Source organism: Mucilaginibacter sp. UYCu711, assembly GCF_050433825.1.
Taxonomy (GTDB): domain Bacteria; phylum Bacteroidota; class Bacteroidia; order Sphingobacteriales; family Sphingobacteriaceae; genus Mucilaginibacter.
This window is the reverse complement of sequence record NZ_JBNPWM010000007.1, coordinates 149,222-170,291: the sequence shown is the minus strand read 5'-3', so window position 1 is coordinate 170,291 and position 21,070 is coordinate 149,222. Positions and strand designations below refer to the sequence as shown.

Here is a 21,070-nt window from a genome sequence, read left to right as displayed (position 1 = left end):
AAAATTTCTAAGACATCATTTCATGTTGTTTTCGGTCTCTCGGTAATGAAAAAAAAAGAAGAGCGCCACATATTATTCAATCAATTTCTGAATTGCATCGATTACTGCGGTCGTTAAAACCTGCACATTCGCCTATCACCTGCTTTTCATGCCAACCCCATTTAACTACGCATGGTCTGCTTGATCCTGTCCCGATGCTGTTTTCCCCATACATCAAGCTCCTGTAACACATTCTTCAAAGTCAGGCTGTATTCAGTCGCTTCATAAATAATAGTCACAGGTGTTGTGGCATATACATTTCTTTTAATGAATTCATTCTGTTCAAGATTCCTTAGCTCATTGGCTAATACCTTGGGCGATATCCCTCCGACTTCGGTCTGAATTTCGTTGAAGCGTTTTGGTTTTTGTACAATGCTTAAAACGACAGGTAGTTTCCAGCGGCCATTGAGCACATATAATGCATCTAAAACATTCTTTAGCGAACTCTCGCACTCTTTTTTATTAAGAATTTCGGCTGTATTCATTTTCAAAGATAAGCACTTTCCTAAAAGTAACCGCTTTCCTTTCGGTAAGTACTCACTTATGGAAAGTTAAAACGCCTAACTTTGAAATTTAGATTTCTAACTAGATAAACTTACAAAAAATAGAATTTTTTATGAAACGAATCCTTTATTTAACCTCAAGCATTCAGGGTAGTCAGTCTTATAGTATCAAGCTGGGCAATGCTATCGTAGAAAAAGCAAAAGAAAAGTATCCGGACAGCACAGTTGAAGAAGTCAACTTAGTTGATCTTGAAATACCACATTTAAATCCTGATATTCTACGATCCATGTTTACTCCAGGAGATCAGCTGACGGCTAAAGAAAAAGAATCTCTTCGGTACTCAGATTCCGCCGTAAAACAACTATTAGCGGCTGATATTATCGTTATCGGCGCACCGCTTTACAATTTCACAATCCACACTGCTTTAAAAGCCTGGATCGATCATATTACCAGAGCTGGTGTTACGTTCGGTTATAGCGAAAACGGTCCGATTGGTTTGGTAACTGGTAAAAAAGTTTATGTAGCGATGTCATCCGGCGGTGTTTACTCAGAAGGGCCTGGCAAAGCCAACGATTTTGTAGCTCCCTATCTCAAAGCTTTTCTGGGTTTTTTAGGAATGACCGATTTAGTGGTATTCCGTGCTGAAGGGTTGAAAATACCTGTAATAAAAGAACATGCTTTGGACAGGGCAATTGATAGCATAGTGATAGATTAATTTTTGATTAAAGATAAGCCTAAAAAAGCAGATACCTTCTGGTTACCCCCGATCGTATTTGCTTTTTAAAAATTTTGAATAGGCGATAAATAGGAAAGATCTTAAATATGGCTTCACCGATTTAACATAATTTAAATAGTCAGCTGAATGATAATTCAACTTGTCAATAGTCCCATGGAAATTTTAGGCTTCAGCGAGTTAGTGAAAGCTTGTAACAAACAATGTAAAAAAAATTACCCAACCACCTTTCAGTGTATTGTTGGTCAGTAGCTTAAGCTTTACGGCAAGTTGAATTTGATTATTTGCAGATTTTCTGAGACTGTCAAGCCCTAAAACTTATTGTGTTTTATTATATTAACCGCTTTGATAAACGTCAATTATGAAAACTCTGCCTAAATGCAACCGGTGACTTACCGGTTTTCTGTTTAAACATTTTACTAAAAGAGGGCAAATGTTCAAAGCCTAAACCGAAGGCGATTTCGCTAACTGTCAAATCAGTGGTCGACAGTTTTTGCTTTGCAGCTTCCACCAGTTTTTCATGGATATGTTGCTGTGTATTTAATCCGGTAAGTGTTTTTAGCAGCCCGCTAAGATAATTAGGAGAGACATTAAGCTTTTGTGCAACGTAAATTACACTTGGTATCCCCAGCTTTAAATGTTTTTCACTAAGGAAATAGTCCTCTAATAAGGTTTCCAGTTTATTGATAATACGGTGACTGCTTACGTTACGGGTGATAAACTGCCGGTGATAAAAACGGTCAGCGTTGCCAAGCAATGCTTCCAGGTGAGCGATTATAATAGGTTGAGAGAACTGATCAGTAAAGGCCAAACACTCCTGCCGGATATGATCAATAATATCATTGACCCTTTTTTCCTCTCTGTCCGACAGAAAAAGTGCTTCGTTTGCCGAATACCCGAAATAGCCATATTGCCTGATATGCTTTGATAAGGTAGTATGTCTCAAAAAATCAGGATGGATTAACAGCAGCCAGCCGGATGGTTGCGATACTGAATTATTTTCAGCTTCTATTCGGAGCACTTGTCCGGGCGCGAGGAAATACATGATGCCCTCATCAAAATCATAAGGTTGCTGTCCGTATATCATTTTATAGTTTAAGCCACGCTTTACTGAAATTGAATAAAAATCAAATACGGCACTGACGCCATTTGGCTGCTCTTGCATAAGAATTTCTGAAATATCGATTAAGCTGATCAACGGATGCAGCGGCCCGGAGAGTTTAGTGATCCTGTGAAATTCGGTAATCGTTCGAACTCGAAGTGGTACAATACTGGTCATATTACGAATGTACTTTTTTCGCTCTTGCTTTTTGCAAGGTCTTGTCCAAAAAATTCAGGATGAACTCTGGCGCCAATCTGCTCATTAGTTTAAGAATTTTAGATGCCCCAGGTTTAATCTCCATAGTATCATTCAAAATTCCTTTAATAGCGATATTGACCATTTTGTCGACCGCCATATTTTGGCTACTATCTACCAAACCGGTAAAGGCATCTAACAATGGTGTTTCTGTGCTGGGTGGAGCCAATTCAAACACCTTAATATTCGTTTGTTTTAACTGTATCCGTAAGATACGGGTGTATGCATGAAGACCCGCTTTAGCTGCGCTGTAAACAGGAGAGGCAGGGAATGGAACAAAGGCCAATCCGGATGAAACGTTGATGATTGCCGCCTCTTTCTGATTAACAAGGTGCGGCAGAAATGTTTGTACCATCTTAATGCTCCCGGAGAGATTTATGTCGATCTCTGCTGTTATTTCATTAGCGTCCAGCTTTGTTGTTAACAAATCAAGGTCCCTCATAACTCCCGCATTATTAATGATAATATTAAGCTGCGGAAATTGCTTGATGATATCCCTATACAACTGCGAAATAGCAAGCGTATCGCTGACGTCACTCTGAAACGTATGCAGCTGCGGAAATTGGCTCTTTGCCTGTTCGAGACGGGAAGCATCTCTACCTGTTGTGATAATTGTATTAACTCCTTCTTCATTAAGTTGTTTGATGAGTTCCAGGCCAATTCCGCTGCTTCCACCGGTAATAAGAATAGTGCTGTTTTTTAGTTTCATGACTGTGTTTAATTTGATGGGACAAAATTCGCTTGAAATAGCTTAATAAGTTTATTCAAACCTATGTTTGTTTTAGCCGAAAGCAACAGTATGGAGGTTTAAGAACTCGATAATCCGACGAAATCATTAACAATCTTAAATTGCAGCGTTGGGAAACAAAAGAATGGCATTCTGGAAAAACGTTTTAAACCATTTGTAACGGTATATAGAATTATAATACTATTTTGTTAATAGATGATTCACTGAAAAAATTAGCCAATATAAAGATAGTCCTTTGACTTGTAGGTTGAGCAAAATATATCAAGCAAACTGACCGCGCTTTAAATTTAATAAACCGTAAATGCTTCCAATAAGGAAGCTTGCAGGCAGGTCATAGCTAAATCTCCGATGCGAGAAAGAGAACGGCGTTGGAAATTTCTTCGGATTTATCAAACCTTATAAAGGAATTGCCTTGATAGCTCTCAATCTAATATTTTTTTGGTTTCTTTGAAGTTTGAACGATCTGACCAATTGAGCTATGAATTTAAAAAGACTACTAATAGCGGCTATTATCTGCCTACCTACAATGTTATTTGCTCAACAATGGCAGCCAAAGCAAGCTGCCCTGATGAGTAAATTTGCTAAAGACGTTAACCCAGCAAGCGTATTACCTGAATATCCCCGGCCGCAACTGGTTCGCGAAAAATGGTTGAATCTTAACGGATTGTGGCAGTACCAACCCGCTACTGACAAAAATGAGCCCCTGCCAAATGGGAAACTGTCGGGTACGATATTGGTGCCTTTTCCTGTCGAGTCAGCGCTTTCGGGTGTAATGGAGCATCATGAAGCGATCTGGTACCGCCGGAAATTTATAATTCCTGCGATTTGGAAAACAAAGAAAGTCTTAATTCACTTTGGTGCAGTAGATTATGAAGCTGAAGTGTTTGTAAACGGTAAAAGTTTGGGTAAACATGCAGGCGGCTATGACCCTTTCAGTTACGATATATCGACCGCATTAAAAAGTTCAGGGGAGCAAGATATTACCGTTAGGGTTTACGATCCGACGGATAATGGCGGTTTCCCCCGCGGCAAACAAACGCTTAGGCCTGGCGGCATTACCTATACCTCAGTTACGGGTATTTGGCAAACCGTTTGGCTAGAACCTGTCCCGGTAATTCATATCAACGATATTAAAATTGTACCGGACATAGATCGCTCTTTCGTTAAAATCACAGTTAATACCAATGCTGGCGGTGTTCCGGTTGTTGTGACGGTGAAAGATGGCTCGACGACGATCAAAAAGATGAATGGCATGACCAATGTGGAAATTAACATCCCGGTCAAACACGCAAAATTATGGTCGCCGGATAGTCCATTTTTATATGATTTGGTAGTGGATGTGAAAAAAGCAACAAAAAATATTGATGAAGTCAAGAGCTATTTCGGTATGCGCAAAATCAGCGTTGGCGAAGAAGGGGGCTATAAAAAAATGTTCCTTAACAATAAGTTTCTTTTTCAGGTGGGGCCTTTAGACCAGGGATTTTGGCCCGACGGGGGATATACGGCACCCACTGATGCAGCGTTGAAATACGATCTGGAAATGATCAAAAAGTTTGGTTTTAACATGGTGCGAAAACATATCAAAGTAGAATCTTACCGTTGGTACTATTGGGCCGATAAATTGGGCCTATTAGTTTGGCAGGATATGCCGTCAGCCAATACTTATACCAGTCGAACACCCCCTCCGGTAGACACTGCTGCTTTTCGTTTCCAACTGGAAACTTTAGTTAAAACGCATTGGAATTCACCTTCTATTGTCAGTTGGGTGATTTTTAATGAAGCACAGGGGCAGCACAATACTGCGGGATATGTCGATCAGGTACGTAAGCTGGACCCCACGCGTTTGATCAACCAGGGTAGCGGCTGGGATCACTTTGGTGTGGGGGATGTGCTGGATATTCATAATTATCCGGCACCGGGTGTGCCTGTAAGTACCAGCCAAACATTGGCGTGTGGCGAATATGGCGGCATAGGTTTTATCTTTCCGGGTCATATCTGGCAGTCTGGTAACACTTACGTAATGATTGATAATGAAAAGAAATATACTGATCTATATGATGAATTCTCAACTGATCTCGCCATATACAAAACCAACAATGGGCTTAGTGCTGCTGTTTATACCGAGATCACAGATGTGGAGGGAGAACTTAACGGATTGCTGACTTATGATCGCGCGGTTGTTAAAGGCGATCCCGTCAAAATTAGGGCTTCCAATCAAAAAGCGATCAACGGCAAAATATTTTTGGAATCCGTATTACCCGCCTCGATCAGTAAACCGATGGTTTGGAAATATTCGCTGGAAAAGCCCGGTGACGGCTGGTACGCCCGTGACTTCGACGATAGTAAATGGAAAGCTGCACCTGGTAGTTTTGGGTCGGCCGGCGCGCCTGGTGCCATCATTGGGACCAAATGGATGACCTCTGATATTTGGTTACGGCGGAACTTTGATGTGGGGGCGGTTGTTAAAAGGGAGAAACTCCAATTCACTGTCTATAATGACGACGGTTGCGAAATCTACATAAACGGCATATTAGCCGCGTCTTTAAGTGGTGCATCAAAAGGGTACGTAATCGTACCGATTTCAGTAGCGGCAAAAGAATCGATCATAACGGGTGGGCGAAACCAGATTTCTGTTCATGGGCACCAGGAGTACGGCGACCAGGTCATTGATGTGGGCATAAACCAAATCATCCAAAAATAGCCCCTGAAAACAGTTAGAAGTTTCAGCGCTATTGACGACCACAAAGGGTTACTACATCGGCATTGGCTAAATGGCGATGTTTTTATATATTTACTACTTTAAAGATAAGATTTTAATGAAATTTTACTGTTTATTTCCTATTTACTACGGGTTATTGGTGAGTGCGGCATTTGCTCAAAAAGGTCAATCGCCTTACACGTTTAACCGTGTGCCGCTTAAGCAGGATGTGTACGCGCAATTGCCGTTGGGTAATATAAAGGCAAAAGGATGGTTGCTAAAACAACTGGAACTGCAAAAAGACGGCTTTACCGGCCATGCAGAAGAACTATATGCTGAAGACGATAACCTAGGCTCAAATTCCGACTGGCTCGGCGGTACAGGTAATAGTTGGGAAAAAGTTCCTTATTACGTAAAGGGATTAGTGGCGTTAGCATATACGTTAGATGATATCGAACTGAAAGCTAAAGCAAGGAAATGGATAGATTATACCCTTAACCATCAACAAGAAAATGGGTTATTTGGTCCGCCTAAAATGAAGGACTGGTGGCCGCGCATGCCTTTTATGTATGCCCTGCAAAGTTATTATGAGGCCACCAATGACAAACGGGTAATACCTTTTCTGTCAAAATATTTTAAATATGAACTAAATAATCTGGATAAGGATCCGCTTAAAGAATGGGGTAAATCTCGTGCCGGCGATAATATGGAGATAGCACTTTGGGTGTATAACAAAACCGGCGACGCTTACTTGCTTGATTTGGTGAATAAGCTGAAACAACAGGCTTATCCATGGGCCGATATCTTTAATCAAAATCAGTTTCAATTCTACGGCCCTGATTACCAGCCTAAGCACATGGTGAATGTTTCGGAAGCGTTAAAGTTTCCTGCGGTATATTCACAGGTTGATCCATCGCCCTATTATACGGATGCGATGCAGAACGGCATCAAACATATTTTGGATGATAACGGGCAGCCTACCGGCATTGGTTCGGGTACAGAATTTATGTCGGGCCATAATACGGTTGAGGGTGTAGAAACCTGTGCTGTGGTGGAGTGGATGCAAAGTCTGGAGACCGGTGCCAGGATCATCCACATTAATTCCTCCATAGGCGATCAGTTAGAGAAACTAGCTTTTAATACACTACCCGCTCAATTTAGCAATGATCTTAAAAACCATACGTATTATACCCTGCCTAACCAGGTACAAAACCTGCCGGGCAGCCATGGCTTTAACCAGGATTATGGCAACGGTATTGTACCCAGCCCTTTCTCTGGTTTCCCTTGCTGCAGGTATAACATGCACATGGGCTGGCCTTATTTTGTTAAGAATAGCTGGGTAGCAACGCCGGATGGCGGCCTTGCTGTTAACGCCTACGCGCCTATGGAAGTGAATGCCATAGTAGCTCAAAATATACCGGTAAAAATTGATGAGGTGACTAATTATCCGTTCGACGAGCAGATCGATCTGAATTTTACCTTAACCAAAGTTGCCTCTTTTGGATTAAAACTGCGCATTCCGTCATGGTGCGCCAAGCCTGAAGTGAAATTAAACGGAAAGCAACTAACGGGTGTTGTAGCCGGAAAGATCCTAACTTTAAAACGCACTTGGAAATCTGGCGATAAAATCACCTTAAATTTCCCGATGCAAGTAGTGGTAAAGCCACAGGTAAGCAATGCGGTAAGTGTAGAACGCGGCCCGCTGGTGTATGCGATAAAAATTAAGGAGTCGGTAAAGAACGTGAGGGAATATCCCGTAAAAGGTTTTTATGAGACCGAGATCACCCCGGCGTCAGCCTGGAATTATGGTTTAGTATTAGATGCTAACACTCTCGCCAAAAACATTACGGTAGTTAAGAGCGCCATGCCTGATAACCCTTTTGTACAGGGAGAAGTACCCGTACAATTAAAGGTTAGTGCCAAACAAATACCAGCCTGGACTATAGATAATAATCATACTGCCGCGTTCGATGTTCCTTATAGCCCCGTAGCTTCTACCGAACCAACCGAGCAGATCACACTGGTACCTTATGGATCTGAAAGCTTGCGGGTAAGTATCATCCCCATAATTGGTAAACCTGCTTATAATACCACAGCCTACAAACAAACTTTTGACTACAACACCGCCACTGGCCTGATCAATTACGGAAACGGCTGGTTCTATAAAGACAATGCTATCCATACCGGCGCTAACGATAATGGCCTATCGGGCACTAACGGACCTAAAATTATTGCCACAGGCACCCAATTTAGGAACTTTATTTACACTGCCGATGTTGCTGTAAATACCGCTGGCGATGCGGGTCTGATGTTCCGTGTTGCCAAGCCCGCTATTGGTGCAGATGCATATGAAGGCTACTACGTAGGCATAAACGTCGAAACAGGGTCTGTCACCCTGGGTAAATCAAGCAATAATAAATGGATAGAAATTGCGACAACTAAATATCCCCTAAAAATCAAAGACACCTACAAAGTAAAGATAAAAGCTGTTGGAAACCAATTTGAGGTATTTTTAAACGGTACGGATAAACCGCTGATAACCGCAACGGATGATGAGTATAAAACGGGTAATATTGGTTTACGGGTTTATAACGCCATTGCTACTATGGATAATTTGGAGGTAAAAGCGTTGCCAGGCCGTAACTAATTCCTTTTTAATAAATTAACACTTGGGCGACTTAAGAGCACTTAACAAGATCAAATTCTTAACTGTTATTTTCTATAATCAGAGGTGATAATAGATTATGCTGTTCCAATTTCTAAAGCTCTTATTATCCCTTTACATCTGCTTGAAATCATGGCCCGCTGGCATTTGCATAAGATCCGCTGAATAACTTATTTAGTTTATACTCCGGAAAGTATTTTTGGCGTTTTTTTATAATTAATCTGTATTTAGATAACTCAAGTGTTTATATTTATTAATCTGTCGCGCTACGTGTTATACTCATAATAATAAACAATGGATCATCTAAAAGCGGTAATTAATAGCATTTTGCCTATGCCGGATCAAGACTTAGAACGAATTGTTCCTTTGATTAATTGTATTGCTGTTCCTAAAAAATCTTGGTTATTACAGCAAGGGCAGGTGTGTAAATATGTCTATTTTTTGACAAGGGGCATATTTAGAATGTATTATGTTGACTTGGAGGGGAATGAAATCAATTGCAGATTTACGACGAAAAACAATTTCCTGGTCGATTTTCAAAGTTTTTTAAGTCAGCAGCAGTCCCGCTATTATTGGCAGGCAATGGAAGATTCTGAGTTGATGGCTTTTCGTTACGAGGATGTACAACAGCTTTACCTGCAATCCATTTCCTGGGAGAAGTTTGGCAGGTTAATTGCCGAAAGGGTTTACCAGCAATTGAACGAACGAATTGAAATGTTACAGTTTTTGTCGCCTGAAAAGCGTTATCTTCATTTAATGCAAACCAGGCCAGAGCTGTTCAGCCAGGTGTCTCAATTTCATATCGCGTCTTATCTGGGAATTAAACCCGAATCATTGAGCCGGCTCCGGAAGCGTTTATCAATAAATAAACGATCTTAACCCAAGTCAATGCTATTATCAAAAGAGTGCAGCGATCTTTGTGAATGATCAAATTTACCATTCTGCTCAGCAGGAAAAAGGATATGAGTCAGGAAGACTTTATAGCCTATCATCAAAATAACCATGCACCTTTATTTAAAACCCTTCCGGAAGTTAAGCAACACGTTCGCAAATATGTCCAATGCCACCCTGTTCCAGCCGCTATTCCCGGATTACCACCACCCGCTTTCGACGGAATTACCGAGTTGTGGTTTGACGATGTGGAATCTATTGGAAAGGTTTTTACAAGTGACCTATACATGGAAGTGATACGGCCAGACGAAGCAAAATTTCTCGATCTACATGAATGTAGCTTTCTCGTTTCTACGGAGCACTTCGTAATTTAAGCTTTGCCGTGGGAAAAAAGATATCGCTGTGTGCATTTCGCAATAAGGAATGGAAATTCTAATGAAACCTGTTCTTTATAGTCTTAATTGATATTTCGGTACGGCGGCAGACGGCAACTTAACTTATGCGGCTAATAAGTATGGTATCCTAGTCAGTAGCTTCAGTTAAAGTCCTTTGATGTCGAGCATTGGTACATGGGTTAAGAAAGGTTAATATTTTTTGAAGTGTAAAGCCGGTCGTTATCATCGATAACTATTGCTTCAATATCTTTCATTTGATCGATCATATCCAAACCTGCCGTAATACATTTCTCGAACTTAGAATAAAAACAGGTCGAAGTTACATTGCAAATGAATACTTTTTTAATTGAATAACTGAAGTATCCGACAGTACCTGAAAAAAATAATTTAACTAACTTAAAAGGAATGATCAATTCATGAATCCTGAATCCATGCTTTTTTTCTCATCTTTGCTAAGGTAAAATGACGGGTATGCAGGAAATTAAAGGATTACTGAACAAAATAAAGCACCACGATAGACTGGAGATCATGGTAAATGAAAACTGCAAAATTGATATACCGCAAGATGTTTTAGAGAAACTGCTTAGGCCACATAAGCTAGCCCATTATTGTTTTATTTTTTTGGACCATGGAATAGAAACTTATAAAATAGATCTACAGGACATTACTATCTCAGATAGCCAATTGGTTTTTGGTTTGCCCAATCAAATATTTTCAAATCCTCTTAAAAATAGTCACACCCTAAATTATAAAGTTGCCTTTGATGAAAATACTTTGGCGTTGCTCCCAAATTCATTTTCATTCCTTTTAAATCCGTTAAATTCAAATACGATCACGTTCACTCCGGACGCGAAAGAACGTGTTAAGTCAGTTTGCTTCAACTTATTTAATCTGCTTCATGCTACGGGAAAGCCAAAGAATACGGAAATTATTTTAGCGTATTTAAATACGCTTTTAACCGAATTTAACAATGCTTACTTTGAGCAGCGTAACAGTAATAACCTATCAAATCCTAAATTATCCAAATACATTGCTTTTAAACTTGCTGTGGAAACGCATCTGACTGAGCAATATGATGTACACACTATTGCAGCGAAATTGGCTATGACGACGAGCAGCCTTTATGGTGTTGTAAAGGAATTTTCAGGCGTTTCACCAAAGGAATGGATGACCAATCGCCTTATGATGGAAGCGCAACGGAAGTTGCAGTATTCCACACTTTCTGTAAAACAACTGGCTTACGAATTGGGGTTTAATGACCCTGATTATTTTTCACGGCTATTCAAAAAGCGTACAGGTATGAGCATCAGCGCTTTTTTAGCGAATCATCACGATTAGTCCAGTAACTATAATGATTTGTCCACCTCGCATGATCTTCAGTCAGCTATATTTGTTTCCATAGGTTTAAAACTATTACCAGATGAAAAAAGCATTAATAACAGGAGCCAACAAAGGTATTGGCTTAGAAACAGTCACGCAACTTGCACAAAACGGATTCTTTGTTTATTTAGGGTGCCGTAACCTGAAAAGCGGTTTGGCAGCAATTGAAAAGCTTAAAGCAAGCGGAATCGAAAATGTCGAGGCTATAAAATTAGATGTTATTGATCAAGAATCGATTAATGATGCTCTCGCTGAAATAAGTAAAAAAACGGAAATCCTGGACGTACTGATCAATAATGCGGGTATTTCGGGAGGATTTCCACAATCAGCGCTCGATGCAACACTTGAACAATTCAGGACAGTTTATGAAACCAATGTGTTTGGCGTGGTGAGCGTTACACAGGCTTTTATTGATCTATTAAAAAAATCACCGGAGCCACGCATTGTAAATGTTAGCTCTGCAATGGGTTCGCTTTCACTGGCAGCCGACCCAGCCGGCAGTTACCACATGGCGGTATATCAATCGAGTAAAGCGGCGCTTAACATGTATACAGTTAATCTTGCTTACGAGCTGCGTGACCTGCCATTTAAAGTCAACATGGTTTGTCCTGGATATACAAAAACCGATTTTACCGGTCATCAAGGTACCAGTACGGTACAGGAAGCAGGGGAACGTATTGCAAAGTACGCTCTAATTGGTCGGGATGGACCGACAGGAAAATTTATTAGTGAAGAATATTTTCCTGAACCGGCAAGCTGTCCATGGTAAAAGATACAAAGATGAATTTATCTTTGGATTTTAAACCAATAATCCGCTATCAATTTATTGTGCTAGCCATAATCAGGAGAATTAAGGTTTATGGTAATTGGAAGCCTTCAAAGTCGCTGATTTTGAAGGCTTTTCTTCTATACGTCTTCTTCCTATAAGACTGCAAATTATTTAACAACTTTAGTAAATAGATTTACAATATATCTTTAGACGAGATGCTTGGTGTTTTGTGATTTGCTTTAAAACAGATCCGCCGCCCCTAATATAGCCTTCATTGATACAGGTAGCTTCATCCTACTCCATAAGGCAACACCTTTGCTTATGTTCTGCACTGTTCCGATATAGCCAATGGTATGCTACTCTCATAAAGACTTTGTGAAGCCCTGTAATTATCTCGGCCTTGGTCGATAACTTCAACCAAAACTGAGTTAAATGTACCCTGACCGCTGTGCCTCGTTTAATATTTATTAACATCAACGATTTCTCAGGTTACTTTTTTGAATGGAAGTGGCGAAACTACACCTTCAAAACTCCCCCCGACGCACCGGGAAGAGTTGGAATTAACTATGATCTTATGATTTAACATCAATAAGCTATGGTAAGAACTATTGCGTATTTTTATCTACAGATATAATTAGCTGATCTCTTCTAAAGTTTGTTTTGGGTGTGCTTTAACCTTAGGGTTTTATGTTAGTCTGTAAGAACAAGCTCATAAAGTTTATCAGTTTGAACCGCTCGCCACATCTGTACCTTTTTCTTTTTTTATGGTAGTATTTCCAAATTTATAACTTAAAAAGATCCCAAACGAACGGTTCGGTTCCTGCCTGAAAACCGTCTGGTAGAAATTCGAACCGTAAGCAGAAGATTGCTGATTAGTATATTTATTGAACGGGTCGGTGGCAGTGATTCCAATATTTACTTTTTTGGCGAAAAGCTGCTTTTTTAGGGCTAAAGTATAGACCAGGAATCCCGGCCTCGTATTTTGAAAATTGGTTCTTTTGGAATCGTAATTAATAAATCCCTCTGCTATCCAATTCGTTCCGATACTGTAGTCCGCATTCAGGTTTAGCCGGTAAGAAACACCGTTAACATCGGCGAACCCCTGAACCCGGTTTGACAGATACCTAATCATCAGGTCGCTACGTAAATCCAGCCTACCAATCGACCAGGAGCCGTTAGCATTCGCGCCGTAAGCGACTTGTGAACCTATATTTTCCGGCTTAGAAAGCGAAACACCAGTGTAGTTATTACCGTTAACGATAATCGTTGGGTAATAAGTAATAAAAGGTTGCAAGTCATCTTTGTTATAGTTATAGTAAACACTAACGGAGAGATTGGCCGAATTTCCTATCGCATCATTAAATGCCAGTTTATACTGATGCCCTTTTTCTGTTTTCAACAGCGGGTTACCTTCAGATAAATTGTGCGGATCGATAATGTTAACGAAAGGGTTGAGGTCTTCGTAATCCGGCCTTTCAATGCGGTAAGTATATGACAATATCATAGACTGCCCTTCCCGAATTTTGTGTTGTATCAATACCGATGGTGCCAGGATTTGATCTTTGGGAATTGCCGGGCCCGCAAAATCTGAGCTATTGTAGGTAGTTTCATATCTTAACCCTGCCTTTCCGTTGATAAAATCTTTAAACAATGAAAAGGAACCCGAAAAATAGGCTGCGTAAATATTCCGTCGAAAATTAAAGCGATAGGTTGCTCCTGCATCAGTCACATAAGTTCCGGCTTTGCTTAAACTGTCCGTAGTTACTTTACTGAAAATATTTTCTAATACGGCCTTTACACCCGTTTCCAATGAATACCCACTACTTATTGGTAACGAATAATCAAGCGCAATATCTTGTTCTTTATTCCGGCCTGGAACAATGGCTGTTAATCCTAATGCGCTCAATTGCCCGTCAGGGTAGGTGGTAAGCTGTGCTGAATAATCGTATGGCATACCTGAACTGGATGTATAAGAAAATTCAAGTTCATGTCCGTCTTTAACAAATTTTCTTTTATAGGATAAGTTGACATCCACTGTTTTTTGAATAGAAACACCGGTGGTGTACCTGGTACTTAAAATAGTCGATAATAATGCACCTGAGGAAAGATAGGTGTGCTCAAACCCAGGTGTAATACCTGTTCCATGAAATGAAAACTTACTTTGACTAATACTTCCCGTAAACAAATTTTTTGGCGATGGAGACCAATCGAAGCTAAGTCCAATGTTATAACTGTCTCGTCTGATCGGGCTCCTCCTTTGCTGAAAAAATTCGGTTATCGTATCTTTGCTCGGATTAAAAGAATGCCGGTCTGAAGTATTGATGACTGCCGCTGAAGGTTTATAAGTCCCGTTAACAAACGCATTTACTCCGACATTTTTCCACCGGGCTCCGACGTTTGCTGCGATCGTTTCAATCCTGGTGCCGGCTGATGTATTTATACTTCCGCCAACGCCGCGCAATTTATTTTCTTTCATCACGATGTTGATTATGCCGGCTGTACCTGCCGCGTCGTATTTTGCCCCGGGACTGGTAATGATCTCTATATTTTTGATGTCGCTGGCAGGGATACCCTGCAGTGCATCCGTGATACTTTTTCCCAATACGGTAGACGGTTTGCCATTGATAAGGAACCTGATATTCCCGTTTCCCTGTAATTCTACATTCCCGTCGATATCTACTGCGACCATTGGTGCCTTTTTGAGTGCGTCCAGTGCTGTCCCGCCCTGCGAGGTAACGTCCGCCGCCGCATTATAAATTAGCTTATCTATCCTGGTTTCAATTACCGGAAGCTTGGCAACTATGGTGACCTCGCTCAAAGTGGTATTAACTGCCTTGAGGCGGATTGTCCCTAACGATACTGTTGCATTTTCGGTTAAATTGATCAGCTCGATTGTTTTACTGTTATAACCTAAAATGCTGACTACGGCTCGAAAAGAACCTGCGGGTAAATTCGCAATAACAAAAGTTCCAGCGATAGCTGTATTTGCTCCGGCAATTAGCCTCATATCACCCGTCCTATAAATGCCTACTGTTGCACTGGGTATCGGTGTAGCGCTTAAAGAATCAACTATAAATCCGGTTATTTTTCCGCTGCTTAACGACTGTGCCGGAGATATTGTGCTGAAGGCAGTAAGTGTTATTATTATTAAAAAAATAGATTTCATGCCGCAAATAAAAGCAGTTATGGAGACTGTTTTTTTTGATTTCGACCGCTAATACTTAATCGACCCTCAATAGGCCTAATCAGCCGACGAATGCGATTCAGGGTAGGTTGATGTGCATTCAAAGGTAAAACTGGTGATTCGTCGAAAAATATTAAATAACCCGTTAAGTAATAGCTAGGAGGACGTCATACCTGGAACTAGCATAACTTGTTCAGCCTGTACGCAGATATTTCATTTTTGAAAATTCCTATTATTACGATACATCATGCACCCCCCGAATCATTAAATTACTATTTTTAATATTGCTTAAGCTGTTGTATGAATCCAGACAACGCCGTAAATAAGTTTGAAAATAACTGTTCATTTCGCTTCATAATCACTTCTTCGCTGAGCAGTTTCAGCCCAATGGCAAAGGCCTGAGCCTACTCTGGTACATCAAAAATTTGTTTTTTTTCGATGAGTTGTACAATCTCAAAGTTATCATCATGGTTTTTTATGACAACTAAAATTTTTTTAAGTTGATTTTCCATAGAGGAGAGAACCAGACAGTATTGGTAAATCTTTTTCATCGCTTTAGTACTTTACCTGTGAAATTTCGAGTCGGCAATCTTACCTGCTGTATTAATGTGAAAATTAAAACGTGCTTTAAAATCGCCGTATTTCTCGGTGTGGAAGTGTCCATATACCGTAGTACCTTAATTTTCAAATTTATCAAGGGAAAGAAAATACTCGTGGCCAATCGCTTTTGTACTAAAATCCTGAAAGTCACGGGGGCTGCCATCATCCTATAACTTTGCACCGACAATAAAAAGCGACTTCCATTTCGATACATCCGCCTCTTGCAAGGCCTTAATTGCAGCTCGTGCAATTGTATTTTCTATGGGCTGATAATTATTTTTTGCTGCTGATGTGGTCGTGCGAAACCTTGCAGGTTTCCGAAAAGCATCAGAATGAATGAAATTTTAAAAAGAGGCATAGTCAAATGTTTAATATTTAAGGAAATGAATTACCCAAAGTTTGATAATAGTTAGCTTTGGGTAATTCAATCTAATGTTATAGGAATTCCTATCTTCCCCGAATTCAGAATCCACTTTATCTTCGTGATTTAACTTTAAAAACTTGATCCGCCATTTGCTTTAATATGATCTCCGTTGATATAGGCAGCTTCATCCGAAGTCATGAAGGCTACAACTTTGCCTATATCCTGCACCGTTCCTAAGCGGCCAAAAGGTGAGCTATTTCTAACCAATTGTTTAAATTCTTCGGGAAGCCCTGTAATTATCCCAGCCTGGTCGATAACCCCGGGCATCACCGAATTAACAGTAATGCCGCGCGGCCCTAATTCTTTGCTTAGGATATCTACAAACTTCTTACCGGCTGTTTTGCTGGCGGCATATACAGCGGCACCCGTTTCAGCATTCAAACTTTGCGTGGATGAGATCAGGATGATCCTGCCGCCGTCCGCCACGTGTTTTGCTGCTTCCTGCATCACAAAAAAAGTTCCTTTGACATTCAGATCGAACACTTTATCAAAATCCTGCACCGTATATTCAATAAAGGGCTTATCTACTAATTCAATACCTGCATTGGCTATCACAATGTCAATATAGCCATAAAGCGCGAGTGCTTGCTGAAAAAGATCGGTAATAGCTTCTGGCTTGGATACGTCAGCTTTGATCATCTGATAAGAAACGCCATAACCTTCCATCAAATCGGCAGTTTCCCGGGCTGCCGTTTCGTCCGAACTATAATTCAATATCAACTGCATTCCTTCCAAAGCCAGCTTTTCTGCAATTCCTCGGCCTATACCTTTTGACGCGCCGGTAATAAGCGCCACTTTTCCTTTTAATTCCGGATACATACAATTAAACTTTTTAAAGTTATTCCGCTTTTGCCGGCCATGCACCGGTTTGTAACAGCATCGTCAGCCAGTCTTCCAGGTGCCAGGTTTTGGTCACCTTGCCGTCCTGGAGATGATGAAACTCATGTAGGGCAATGGTCAACCTTTTATTTGTTGGCGCAATACCCATAAACTCGCTGCTGTGGGTAAAACACATCTCTGCCCTTACACCCGCACGCTCATGGGTACCGAATATTTCGTGAATATTAATGGTTATATCTGGAAATGCCTGGGTAAATCCTTTTACTAAAAGCACAAATCCTTCAGGTCCGGCTTGCTGACCCGGCGCGAGTGGGATATCCTGCCAATCCGGCGCAAATATATCGTCAGCAATACTGTAGTCCCTGTTATTGAATAGACCGTAAAAAGCGCTTACCGTAGCAATTTCTCCTGGTGTAAGGGCTTTTACCAAGCCGTCTGATTTCTGATCGTTTTTCATATTGTAATGAATTGAAAATGGTTATTATTAAATGTTGTTTAGTTTACGGATACAGCCACCTTGCCGGTTGCCCTTCCAGTTTCTACCGCTGCTTGCGCTTGAGGTAATTCATCGAAGGTGAATATTTGAGTCACTTTAGGAACAACGTAGCCTTCACTGATAAGCTGGCTTATTTTGCCAAGCACCTCTCGTGATGAATAAACAAACACCCCATGTCCGAAAACTTCTGCTGCCTGTAACTGGGCTTCAATTGCACTTTGAAAATGCGGTTGGAGGTAAACTAAACGACCGCCCTTTTTAATAACACTGATGGATTGCAGGATATGTTCGACGGAATTAATCGCGTCAATTACCACATCCATTTCCTGGGTTTGCTGCTCAAAGGGTTTTGCTGTATAATCAATAAATTCATCTACCCCTAAGTCGCGAATAAAATGTTCATTTTTGGCAGAGCCGGTACCAATTACATGGGCGCCCATGTATTTAGCAATTTGTACAGCGAAATGCCCTACACCACCCGATGCGGCATGTACCAACACTTTATCACCTTTCTTTATTTGTCCAAGCGTCACTACAGCTTGCCATGCGGTCATCGCAGCCATCGGCGTTGCGCCAGCAGCGGTAAAATTTAAACCTGAGGGTTTGAGCATTAGCTGACTGGCGTCAGCCGCTACATAGGTAGCGTAGGTTTTACCCAATCCAGGCATGTTGATAAGGCCGTAAACTTCATCTCCAATTTTGAAGTCATCAACATCTTCGCCGGCTTCTTCAACGACACCTGCAATATCCCAACCTAAGATTACCTCTTGAGGAATATTACCCTGGGTAATCATGCCTAATATGTCTTTAGAGTTTCGAACCTGAATGTCAATTGGATTGATACCAATCGCTTTAGTTTTGATCAGGACCTCATTTGGTTTGATACCGGGTTTAGTTAAAGTGACTTTTTTTAACTTTTCGATACCACCGTTGTTTTCTAAAATATATGCCTCCATTATTACTTTGTTTTTTACAATAACAAAATTAATGGAACTTAAAATGCGCCGGAAGGATGAATCAAACCGAAAATGGTGTTAATCAAACAAGATGAGCTATTTTAACCAATGTCCCTAAATACGGAATTGATGTGGGGTGGTTGTGCTGCTTTTTTTAAAAAATTTCACAAAATTCGAGGTGTCCTCAAATCCCAGGCACCAGGCAATTTCAGAAATGTTCCAGTTGGTATGCTTCAGTAAGGCCCTGGCTTCCGATCCTATCCGTTCGGCAATCAATTGAGAGGTAGTTTTACCTGTGACTTCTTTTAGTACCCTGTTAAGGTGATTGATATGCACATTAAGCTGGTCTGCAAATTCTGCAGGTGTTTTTAATCGTATCTGTTGAACTGACGATTCAATAGGAAACTGGCGTTCGACCAGTTCGTGAAACAGTGATGCAATCCGGTGACCCGCGTTAGAGGCATTTGTTTCAGCTACAATAAGTGCCGGGCGAAGTTTAAGGGCAGCATGGATCATTTCGAATACCATGTTCCGAAGAACATCATATTTGTAAGTGTATTCAGAAGCGATTTCCCTAAACATTTTGCTAAACAAGTTCATGACTTGAATTACTTCTTCATCTGTAATGTCAAGTATCGGTGTGCCACCCGGTTGGTAGAGCGGATATTCTCTGATATTACCAAAGCCCTTCATATAATCTTCTGTAAATACACAAAAAGCGCCTGTAGGTTTAGCCGAAACAGGCGTCCAGTTGTAAGGAATTTGTGGGTTTGCAAACATCAGCATGTTCTTCTTTACCTGGTAAGTGTGGTCTGCATACTCTACCTGGTGCGCACCATCGATCAGCGCAATTTTATAGTAATCCTTGCGGCTATAAGGCATGGGATACGCCGGCTGTTCACCCGCATAGTCTTCCATGGTAAATACGTTGAAATGCCCCGTCTTACGAAAAATGTCGCTGGGAAGAATACCCATTTTTTGACGATAAAATGCTTCGAGAGATTCTGATTTTTCCATAATGCAAATTAACAATTGTATACCATGTAGTTAAGCCATGGCCCCATTGGCGCCAATAATTTGGCCCGAAATCCATTTCGATGCATCGCTGGCAAGGTAGACAATCACCCTGGCTATATCTTCCGGCCGTCCCAGGCGGTTAAAGGCATTGCTCGCAGCTAGCCTATCAATGTCCTGTTGGGACTTACCTTCCAAAAACAAATCGGTTTCTGTCGGTCCCGGTGTTACTGCATTGCAGTTAATCCCGCGGCTGCCTATTTCCTTGGCAAAAACACGCGTTAGCCGTTCTACGGCTCCTTTAGTAGCATAATACGGTCCATAACCGGGGGAAATTGTTCGGGTTACCGTTGACGATAAATTAATTATGCTTCCATTGTCCGCCAAGCGGGTTGAAGCCTGATGAAGGGTATTGAACACACCCTTAACATTTACATTGAACATTTTGTCGAATTTTTTAGTAGAAACCTGTTCGATTGGCTTAGTGAAGATAATTCCTGCATTATTCACCAGCAGGTCAACCTTGCCATATTCTGCAATTGCGTTATTAAACAGCCGCGCTACATTTTGTTCATCACTTATATCTGCCTGAACTGCAACCGCATGACCTCCTGAAGCCTTAATTTTGTCAACTTCCAACCGCGCTGCCTATTTACTTCCATTATAGTTAACGATTACAGAGGCACCGTTCTTTACCATTTCCAGCGCTGTTGCTGCGCCGATACCTTTGGACGCACCTATTATCAGCACAACTTTACCACTCAAAACTTGCCTAACAAAATTTTAAATCACGAAGTTAGCTGTAAGCTGCTTTGATAAATGGTTTAAATCAAACAATATTAAGTGTAATTCAAATGCATTTTTTTCTAAGTCTTTAATACTTTTTTCTAAGCAAAAAGTGTAACTACAAGTCACTTCGTCAAAATAGTGTTTGCATTTGCATTTTAAGCGCGAAAATAAATCTGGATCAATTTTATATCTAAAATGTTTTCTAAAAATTGCGTTCTGTTTTAAATTTCTCCCTAAATTAGAGAATACCTAAACTCTATTGGACTTTTTTCCAACCATTTGTTTGAAATTTTAAAAGCCCTTGATTTAATTTAGCCCTGCTAAACTAAGGGGAAGCTCAATATTTGAGTTTGTAAATGTTATGAGCCACTATTGAACTTATTTGGCATGTCCGGACTTCTTTTGTTTGCAACGAAAAGCAATAGAAACTGTTGGCATTAGAGTATTTTGAGGCGATAACGGAGTCGACTATGAATTAAATTTAGATTTTGAAATCACTTCAGTGTCGTGGGTTTGATTACTCTATGAGCAAATAAAAGGGAAAGATTTTTAATGATAACTTTCCCCCCTTTTTATACCTTTTAAGTT

At 40.6% G+C, this 21,070-nt stretch carries 18 protein-coding genes and 1 pseudogene; 8 read left to right on the top strand and 11 right to left on the bottom strand.

The genetic code is table 11. The features are described from left to right. Positions 1–161: 161 nt before the first annotated feature. Positions 162–524 (bottom strand): winged helix-turn-helix transcriptional regulator, encoded by a 363-nt coding sequence (locus tag ABIB50_RS16260; protein ID WP_429381277.1) that lies wholly within the window; start codon positions 522–524, stop codon positions 162–164. A gap of 131 nt (positions 525–655) precedes the next feature. Here ABIB50_RS16260 and ABIB50_RS16255 point away from each other — a divergent pair, with 131 nt between their 5' ends. Next, positions 656–1,258: an FMN-dependent NADH-azoreductase gene (locus ABIB50_RS16255; protein WP_429381276.1), complete on the top strand. Its 603-nt coding sequence runs from the start codon at positions 656–658 to the stop codon at positions 1,256–1,258. A 373-nt stretch (positions 1,259–1,631) separates the two neighbouring features. Here the strand turns inward: ABIB50_RS16255 and ABIB50_RS16250 are convergent, their stop codons facing one another. Together ABIB50_RS16250 and ABIB50_RS16245 are read right to left on the bottom strand one after the other, a co-directional pair. Beyond that, entirely contained in the window at positions 1,632–2,441 is an 810-nt protein-coding gene (locus ABIB50_RS16250; protein WP_429381275.1) for a helix-turn-helix domain-containing protein, read from the bottom strand. 115 nt (positions 2,442–2,556) lie between these two features. Further along, complete coding sequence (locus ABIB50_RS16245; protein WP_429381274.1) at positions 2,557–3,342, bottom strand: SDR family oxidoreductase; 786 nt, start codon at positions 3,340–3,342, stop codon at positions 2,557–2,559. A gap of 565 nt (positions 3,343–3,907) precedes the next feature. On the opposite strand from ABIB50_RS16245, the gene ABIB50_RS16240 reads away from it, so the two are divergent. From ABIB50_RS16240 to ABIB50_RS16215, 6 genes are all read left to right on the top strand, one after another. Next, entirely contained in the window at positions 3,908–6,082 is a 2,175-nt protein-coding gene (locus ABIB50_RS16240) for a glycoside hydrolase family 2 protein (protein WP_429381272.1), read from the top strand. A gap of 115 nt (positions 6,083–6,197) precedes the next feature. Continuing rightward, entirely contained in the window at positions 6,198–8,726 is a 2,529-nt protein-coding gene (locus ABIB50_RS16235) for a beta-L-arabinofuranosidase domain-containing protein (RefSeq protein WP_429381270.1), read from the top strand. 312 nt (positions 8,727–9,038) lie between these two features. Beyond that, a complete protein-coding gene (locus tag ABIB50_RS16230; RefSeq protein WP_429381268.1) occupies positions 9,039–9,623 on the top strand; it encodes a Crp/Fnr family transcriptional regulator in 585 nt (194 codons plus the stop codon). Between the two features lie 44 nt (positions 9,624–9,667). Then, positions 9,668–10,009 carry an EthD domain-containing protein gene (locus ABIB50_RS16225; RefSeq protein ID WP_354432525.1) on the top strand — a complete coding sequence of 114 codons (342 nt, stop codon included), beginning with the start codon at positions 9,668–9,670 and terminating at the stop codon, positions 10,007–10,009. A gap of 492 nt (positions 10,010–10,501) precedes the next feature. Further along, on the top strand, positions 10,502–11,368 hold the full coding sequence (locus tag ABIB50_RS16220; protein ID WP_429381266.1) for a helix-turn-helix domain-containing protein: 867 nt from the start codon (positions 10,502–10,504) through the stop codon (positions 11,366–11,368). A gap of 82 nt (positions 11,369–11,450) precedes the next feature. Beyond that, the gene (locus tag ABIB50_RS16215; RefSeq protein WP_429381264.1) at positions 11,451–12,179 is read left to right on the top strand and encodes an SDR family oxidoreductase; all 729 of its coding nucleotides are present in this window, start codon (positions 11,451–11,453) and stop codon (positions 12,177–12,179) included. Positions 12,180–12,900: 721 nt separating this feature from the next. Here the strand turns inward: ABIB50_RS16215 and ABIB50_RS16210 are convergent. Then, positions 12,901–15,204, bottom strand: a complete 2,304-nt coding sequence (locus tag ABIB50_RS16210; protein ID WP_429381548.1) for an outer membrane beta-barrel protein — start codon at positions 15,202–15,204, stop codon at positions 12,901–12,903. On the opposite strand from ABIB50_RS16210, the gene ABIB50_RS16205 reads away from it, so the two are divergent. Continuing rightward, entirely contained in the window at positions 15,203–15,397 is a 195-nt protein-coding gene (locus ABIB50_RS16205; RefSeq protein WP_429381552.1) for a hypothetical protein, read from the top strand. The two genes, ABIB50_RS16210 and ABIB50_RS16205, sit on opposite strands and share 2 nt — an antisense overlap. 244 nt (positions 15,398–15,641) lie before the next feature. Here ABIB50_RS16205 and ABIB50_RS16200 read toward each other — a convergent pair whose 3' ends face one another. From ABIB50_RS16200 to ABIB50_RS16170, 7 genes and pseudogenes are all read right to left on the bottom strand, one after another. Continuing rightward, positions 15,642–15,752 carry a DUF3861 family protein gene (locus ABIB50_RS16200; protein ID WP_429381546.1) on the bottom strand — a complete coding sequence of 37 codons (111 nt, stop codon included), beginning with the start codon at positions 15,750–15,752 and terminating at the stop codon, positions 15,642–15,644. 15 nt (positions 15,753–15,767) lie between these two features. Next, positions 15,768–15,914 carry a hypothetical protein gene (locus ABIB50_RS16195; RefSeq protein WP_429381262.1) on the bottom strand — a complete coding sequence of 49 codons (147 nt, stop codon included), beginning with the start codon at positions 15,912–15,914 and terminating at the stop codon, positions 15,768–15,770. A 542-nt stretch (positions 15,915–16,456) separates the two neighbouring features. Next, positions 16,457–17,206 carry an SDR family oxidoreductase gene (locus ABIB50_RS16190; RefSeq protein ID WP_429381260.1) on the bottom strand — a complete coding sequence of 250 codons (750 nt, stop codon included), beginning with the start codon at positions 17,204–17,206 and terminating at the stop codon, positions 16,457–16,459. A 19-nt stretch (positions 17,207–17,225) separates the two neighbouring features. Continuing rightward, a complete protein-coding gene (locus ABIB50_RS16185) occupies positions 17,226–17,684 on the bottom strand; it encodes an ester cyclase (RefSeq protein ID WP_429381258.1) in 459 nt (152 codons plus the stop codon). 38 nt (positions 17,685–17,722) lie between these two features. Further along, the gene (locus tag ABIB50_RS16180; protein ID WP_429381256.1) at positions 17,723–18,679 is read right to left on the bottom strand and encodes an NADP-dependent oxidoreductase; all 957 of its coding nucleotides are present in this window, start codon (positions 18,677–18,679) and stop codon (positions 17,723–17,725) included. Positions 18,680–18,793: 114 nt separating this feature from the next. Continuing rightward, on the bottom strand, positions 18,794–19,696 hold the full coding sequence (locus ABIB50_RS16175; protein ID WP_429381254.1) for a helix-turn-helix domain-containing protein: 903 nt from the start codon (positions 19,694–19,696) through the stop codon (positions 18,794–18,796). Positions 19,697–19,726: 30 nt separating this feature from the next. After that, positions 19,727–20,443: pseudogene (locus ABIB50_RS16170) on the bottom strand (SDR family oxidoreductase). Positions 20,444–21,070 lie beyond the last annotated feature (627 nt).

What these genes read in the sequence shown, in the direction of transcription:
- ABIB50_RS16260 (WP_429381277.1), bottom strand. Translation starts at nt 524, where the DNA reads ATGAATACAGCCGAAATTCTTAATAAAAAAGAGTGCGAGAGTTCGCTA.
- ABIB50_RS16255 (WP_429381276.1), top strand. Translation starts at nt 656, where the DNA reads ATGAAACGAATCCTTTATTTAACCTCAAGCATTCAGGGTAGTCAGTCT.
- ABIB50_RS16250 (WP_429381275.1), bottom strand. Translation starts at nt 2,441, where the DNA reads ATGCAAGAGCAGCCAAATGGCGTCAGTGCCGTATTTGATTTTTATTCA.
- ABIB50_RS16245 (WP_429381274.1), bottom strand. Translation starts at nt 3,342, where the DNA reads ATGAAACTAAAAAACAGCACTATTCTTATTACCGGTGGAAGCAGCGGA.
- ABIB50_RS16240 (WP_429381272.1), top strand. Translation starts at nt 3,908, where the DNA reads ATGTTATTTGCTCAACAATGGCAGCCAAAGCAAGCTGCCCTGATGAGT.
- ABIB50_RS16235 (WP_429381270.1), top strand. Translation starts at nt 6,198, where the DNA reads ATGAAATTTTACTGTTTATTTCCTATTTACTACGGGTTATTGGTGAGT.
- ABIB50_RS16230 (WP_429381268.1), top strand. Translation starts at nt 9,039, where the DNA reads ATGGATCATCTAAAAGCGGTAATTAATAGCATTTTGCCTATGCCGGAT.
- ABIB50_RS16225 (WP_354432525.1), top strand. Translation starts at nt 9,668, where the DNA reads ATGATCAAATTTACCATTCTGCTCAGCAGGAAAAAGGATATGAGTCAG.
- ABIB50_RS16220 (WP_429381266.1), top strand. Translation starts at nt 10,502, where the DNA reads ATGCAGGAAATTAAAGGATTACTGAACAAAATAAAGCACCACGATAGA.
- ABIB50_RS16215 (WP_429381264.1), top strand. Translation starts at nt 11,451, where the DNA reads ATGAAAAAAGCATTAATAACAGGAGCCAACAAAGGTATTGGCTTAGAA.
- ABIB50_RS16205 (WP_429381552.1), top strand. Translation starts at nt 15,203, where the DNA reads ATGCCTACTGTTGCACTGGGTATCGGTGTAGCGCTTAAAGAATCAACT.
- ABIB50_RS16195 (WP_429381262.1), bottom strand. Translation starts at nt 15,914, where the DNA reads ATGAAAAAGATTTACCAATACTGTCTGGTTCTCTCCTCTATGGAAAAT.
- ABIB50_RS16190 (WP_429381260.1), bottom strand. Translation starts at nt 17,206, where the DNA reads ATGTATCCGGAATTAAAAGGAAAAGTGGCGCTTATTACCGGCGCGTCA.
- ABIB50_RS16185 (WP_429381258.1), bottom strand. Translation starts at nt 17,684, where the DNA reads ATGAAAAACGATCAGAAATCAGACGGCTTGGTAAAAGCCCTTACACCA.
- ABIB50_RS16180 (WP_429381256.1), bottom strand. Translation starts at nt 18,679, where the DNA reads ATGGAGGCATATATTTTAGAAAACAACGGTGGTATCGAAAAGTTAAAA.
- ABIB50_RS16175 (WP_429381254.1), bottom strand. Translation starts at nt 19,696, where the DNA reads ATGGAAAAATCAGAATCTCTCGAAGCATTTTATCGTCAAAAAATGGGT.